We start from the raw sequence: 5,026 nt of genomic DNA, 5'->3' as shown, positions 1-5,026 counted from the left end.
AGATGGAGGTCGCCATCAATAAAGCACTTAAGACTTATGATAAGGTCGCTCTTATTGGCTCTGACATATATGACATTAGTAAAAAAGATATAAAAAATGCTTTTGATGCACTTGATGATAATGATATAGTTTATAATCCATCATCGGACGGTGGCTACTCGCTTGTTGCAGCCAAAATTAATATAAAGGGCAAACTTAATATAGATTTTAAAAATAAATCAATGATACTCGATGAAACTATTAAAAATTCTAATATTTCCCGCATAAAATGCCTTAGAATCATTGATGATATTGACACTAAAGAGGATCTATTATATAATTACTATGGTAAAAATGTAGATTTTTTAAATAAGGATGAGATTATCTTAGATGGCAAAAATATAAAGCTTGATGAGACTATATTTCATGACTTAATTAACATTAACAATTGGAGGAATAATAATGAAGAAGAAAAATTTATCTAAGATAATTTTAATAGCAGCTATATTAATCATAGTTCTGCTATACTTCATAGTACCAAGCTTTCATGAGACTATGAACAATTTTGTAACTCAATTAGGGAGCCTTAATCTTGACGCTGTTGTTGAGCTAATCAGAGGATATGGTGTATATGCAGCAATCATTTCATTTATACTAATGATTTTGCAATCGGTTTTAGCACCAATACCAGCTCTACTAATCACTTTAGCTAACGCAGCAGTATTTGGCTGGTGGAAGGGCGCCCTTCTATCGTTCTGGTCAGCAATGGCAGGCGCGGCTCTATGCTTCTACATCGCAAGAACTCTTGGTAGAGACTACGTTGAAAAAATCGTTACTAAGGCAGGCCTTGATAAAGTTGATGAATTTTTTGAAAGATACGGCAAAAACTCAATACTTATCTGTAGACTATTGCCATTCGTTTCATTTGACATAGTTAGTTACGCAGCAGGCCTAACACCTATAAAGTTCTGGGACTTCTTCATCGCAACAGGCCTTGGACAATTACCAGCAACTATCGTTTACTCATACTTAGGTAATTTAGCTGGCTCTACAAAAACTATATTTATATCCATAGTTTCTGTAGTTGCTCTAAGTGCCTTAGTTTACATGATAGGTAAAATGTATAATGACAAAAAGAAAAATAAATCCAATTAAGATACTGAGCCTATTACTCATAATAATAGGCTCCGTTCTAGTTTTAAAGTACGTGCCGATGGATAAGCTCAAAGCCTTCATCGAAGAGCGAAGAGAGCTTTCAGAAGTCTTATACGTGGCAGCTTTTGCGATACTACCAGTATTTTTCTTCCCGGTGCCAGTGCTTGCGCTTATAGCTGCAGCATTATTCGGCTTTGTAAAGGGCAGTATCTTGACCATGGTCGGAGCGCTTCTAAATATGTCAATCATGTTTGTCATCGCAAGATACATTGGCAGGGACTTTGTCAGCGCCTTGGTTCATAAGCACGTGAGCAAAAAGACTTACGATAGATATTTTGCAAAAGATGCCAACATCGCATCAGGACTGTTCTTGCTAAGACTTACGCCAATCATTCCATACAATATACTTAATTACGCCTATCCATTAACAGATATAGGTTTTTGGAAGTACCTAATCGTTTCATTCGTAGGCATTGCGCCAGGAACGCTTGTTTACCTAAACCTAGGCGACAAGATCAAGGACTACAAGTCCAAAGAGTTTTTAATTGCAGTTTTAATAATGCTTGCTCTTGTAATTATTTCAATTTTACTTACAAAATACGTTAATAAGAAAAATGATAGCAATAGTAGTTCCAGTATATAAGGAAGAAAAAAATATTGAGTGCTTCATAAGGCATTTATTTAGCTTAGATGGTGAGTTTAAGGTCTATATAGCTTATGCAGATGGTGGCGACAAAACGCTTGAAGTTTTAGAGAAATTAAATAAAGACTTTCCGTTTAAGATAGTCCACAGCGAAAAATCGCGCTCAGTACAGATGAATACAGGCTTTAAAGAAACTACAGAAGATAAGATTATGTTTCTGCACGCAGACTCGTATTTAGATAAGGACGCCATAGTCAAGATGGATAAGGCACTTGATAAGTATAGCGCGGCAGCCATTAAGATAAAATTTACTAGCAAAAGATTTTTAATGAAAGTCGTTGCCTTTAGATCAAACGTAAGACTAAAGCTATATAATATTGCCTATGGCGACCAAGTTATGTCATTTAGGCGCGAAAAATTCATAGACATGGGCATGTTTAAGGAACTGCCTCTAATGGAAGACTATGAAATGTCGAGAAGGCTCAAAAAAGAAGGAACACGGATAAAGGCGATTGACTCATACGTTACGACAGATGCGAGACGCTTTGAAAACGGCGGTATACTTAAAACGATAATCCTACACAAGAAGCTGAAATTCATGTTCCTACTCGGCTACCCGATTGAAGAGATCACAAGGAGATACAGAGATGAAAGATGATAAGAAAAATTATTTAAAATACGTCAAAGAGACTTGCCTCGACTGTTCACTATGCACACAAAACTGCGACTTTTTAACGAAGTATGGCCTAGACCTAGCAGATTTTGCAGATAGAGACGACCTAGCCTACTCATGTTTTTTATGCGGCCGCTGTTATGAAGTCTGTCCCGTTGATTTAGATGGCAGAGAGATCTCACTAATACATAGGAAAAATGAAGGCTTTGGTATGATGAAGTTTGAGAAGTCCCTATATAAATTCAGAAATAACTCAAATAAAGAGACAAAGGACTTGTTATGGCTTGGCTGCGCTTTTCCAAGAGCCTTTCCAGAGACAACAAAGAAATTGATAGAGATATTTAAAGAAGATGGCTGCGATTACTCAATCGACTGCTGCGGCAAGCCAGTTTTTGAGAGCGGTGACAAAGAGCGTGCTCAAAACAATATTGACCACGTCAAAATGCTATTACTTAAGAAAAAAGTAAAGAGAGTCGTTACATGCTGCCCAAACTGCTACCACTTCTTTAAAGATTATACAGACATAAACGTAATAACAATATATGAAAAGCTTCATGAGCTAGGCATAGGCAAGGTTTTTGAAGATGAGTTTCACATCTACCACCCATGTCCAGACAAAGTTCATAAAGAGATGTTTAAAGATTTAAAATATTTTATGCCAAACGCCAAAAGCGATTACAAAGACGTTCTATGCTGCGGCCTAGGCGGACTTGCGAGCCGCGACGAACCCGAGATAGCAAAAGCACTTTTAACTAGACTTAAAAATTATGATAGCATGGTCACAACATATTGCGCAAGCTGCTCAATACAGTTTACAAAAAACGGCATAGCAAATCAGCACGCACTTACAATGATACTTGGCACAGACGAAAAAGTCGTTCCAACAAGCCTAGCTAGATTAATAAAGATGAAGTTTTATGGCGGAAGATAGACTAGAAAGATAAGTTCATTGAGCTTATCTTTTTTTGTGCTCATCTTGATAAAATTACATCTAAGGTATATAATTAAATTAGTTCACAGTAAGAGGTGATATATATGAAGAAAAATAATAAACTTATTAAATATTTATATTACATATTCCAAAGCATGAACATGCTCATATCACTTGTGCTGTCCATCTTTATTAAAAGGATAGTCGATGCAGTTAGCGATAAAAATTATGCTTTATTCAAATTTAATGCAATAATATTTGCAATTCTGATATTAGCTTTCATAAGCACATTAGCTCTTTCGTATTACTTCATGATTTATTATGAAGAAAAAGAACTAAGAAGGCTTAGAAGTAAATTTTACAAGTACCTTGGCTTTGAAAGTTTAAACAATTTAAAGAGCAAATCTTTGGGATCAATCATACAGCTTTTCAATTCAGACCTTGAAGGCACCAGAAGCTTTATAATTGAAATACCATATAAGAGAATAGTTAAAGCCATTTATTTAATTCTTATCATTATTTTAATGTTAAGAGAAAATATTTATTTGAGCGCATCTATACTCATAATACTACCAATATTTTACTTCATACAAAACAAGATGAGCGAGAAAGAAGCTGCAGTTAACAAAGATATAGAAGAAGCAAATGAAAAGCTTAATAGTAATATCGAAGAATTTTATAATTATAATTACACGATAAAAGCCTTTAATTCAAGTGAAGATACAATTATAAAAAATGAAGCGAGTTTAGATAAGTATCTAGAAAAAGTTTTTGAAAGACTAAAGATTGATATAGTTTATGACTATTTTATGTCGAACGGACTTTTAAATATACTCGACCTAATCATATACATCTTCGGTGGCTTTTTAGTATTTAAAGGCTCAGTCAGTATAGGTACCTTGATTTTATTCAGTCAATATGTATCAAAGCTTTGGAACCCAATTGAGTTTTACATGTCATATCCAAGAGAGAAGTCCTTGTATGAAATGCACAAAGAAAGATTGACTAGCGTAATTAACTTTGAAAGCAAATTTATAGATGAGAATGCAAAAGATTTTGAAAGCCTAGAGCTAAAAGATTTATCCATAGAATACAATGAACTAATTTTAGATAAAATTAATTTAGAGGTAAAAAAAGGCGATAAGATACTGATAAAGGGAAGTAATGGCTCTGGCAAGACAAGCCTTCTTAGAGCAATATCAGGTCTTGAGACTGATTATAGTGGAAAAATAATTTTAAATGACAGTGAAGTGGATAAAGAATCAAATCTATTAAACAAGATGATAAGGCTAGTACCAGATAAGGCAGATATATTTTATGGAACATTAATAGAAAATATCAATATGTTTTCAAATAAAAGTATAGATAAAGATACAAAGATAAATAAAGCCTTAGAGAAAAATAATCTCAGCTTGGATACAGTTCTTGCATCAAGCATGAATAATCTATCAGGTGGAGAGAAGAAGCTTATTGAGCTTGAAAGAGCTTTTCAAAGCACAGGAGAAGTATTTATCTTTGATGAGCCGCTTAATTATATAGATAAAAATAACTCAGACTTAGTCATAAATTGCATCAAAGATTTTACAAAAGATAAAACAGTAATTTTAGTTTCACATAATGAGAGCATAGAAAAAATTGCCGATAA

At 34.1% G+C, this 5,026-nt stretch carries 6 protein-coding genes; all 6 read left to right on the top strand.

The genetic code is table 11. The features are described 5' to 3' along the window. The coding region (locus tag Q0E71_RS06365; RefSeq protein WP_294797125.1) for a DUF2064 domain-containing protein at positions 1-464 on the top strand (464 nt) is incomplete at its 5' end. Continuing rightward, positions 442-1,134, top strand: coding sequence for a TVP38/TMEM64 family protein (locus tag Q0E71_RS06360; protein WP_294797123.1), 693 nt, complete (start codon positions 442-444; stop codon positions 1,132-1,134). The genes Q0E71_RS06365 and Q0E71_RS06360, both read left to right, overlap by 23 nt. Next, positions 1,106-1,777, top strand: a complete 672-nt coding sequence (locus Q0E71_RS06355; protein ID WP_294797121.1) for a TVP38/TMEM64 family protein — start codon at positions 1,106-1,108, stop codon at positions 1,775-1,777. Before Q0E71_RS06360 ends, Q0E71_RS06355 begins: the two co-directional genes overlap by 29 nt. Beyond that, positions 1,749-2,435 (top strand): TIGR04283 family arsenosugar biosynthesis glycosyltransferase, encoded by a 687-nt coding sequence (locus Q0E71_RS06350; RefSeq protein ID WP_294797120.1) that lies wholly within the window; start codon positions 1,749-1,751, stop codon positions 2,433-2,435. Before Q0E71_RS06355 ends, Q0E71_RS06350 begins: the two co-directional genes overlap by 29 nt. Continuing rightward, positions 2,425-3,381 (top strand): (Fe-S)-binding protein, encoded by a 957-nt coding sequence (locus Q0E71_RS06345; RefSeq protein WP_294797118.1) that lies wholly within the window; start codon positions 2,425-2,427, stop codon positions 3,379-3,381. Before Q0E71_RS06350 ends, Q0E71_RS06345 begins: the two co-directional genes overlap by 11 nt. A gap of 104 nt (positions 3,382-3,485) precedes the next feature. Continuing rightward, the coding region (locus Q0E71_RS06340; RefSeq protein WP_294797116.1) for an ABC transporter ATP-binding protein at positions 3,486-5,026 on the top strand (1,541 nt) is incomplete at its 3' end.

It is taken from the genome of uncultured Fenollaria sp. (genome assembly GCF_934202865.1).
Taxonomy (GTDB): Bacteria; Bacillota; Clostridia; order Tissierellales; family Peptoniphilaceae; genus Fenollaria.
The sequence above is the reverse complement of the archived record's forward strand: the minus strand, read 5'-3'. Positions and strand labels throughout refer to the sequence as shown.

Excerpts from the sequence above, each read along its gene's own strand:
- Q0E71_RS06360 (WP_294797123.1), top strand. The coding sequence starts at position 442 with ATGAAGAAGAAAAATTTATCTAAGATAATTTTAATAGCAGCTATATTA.
- Q0E71_RS06345 (WP_294797118.1), top strand. The coding sequence starts at position 2,425 with ATGAAAGATGATAAGAAAAATTATTTAAAATACGTCAAAGAGACTTGC.
- Q0E71_RS06350 (WP_294797120.1), top strand. The coding sequence starts at position 1,749 with ATGATAGCAATAGTAGTTCCAGTATATAAGGAAGAAAAAAATATTGAG.
- Q0E71_RS06355 (WP_294797121.1), top strand. The coding sequence starts at position 1,106 with ATGACAAAAAGAAAAATAAATCCAATTAAGATACTGAGCCTATTACTC.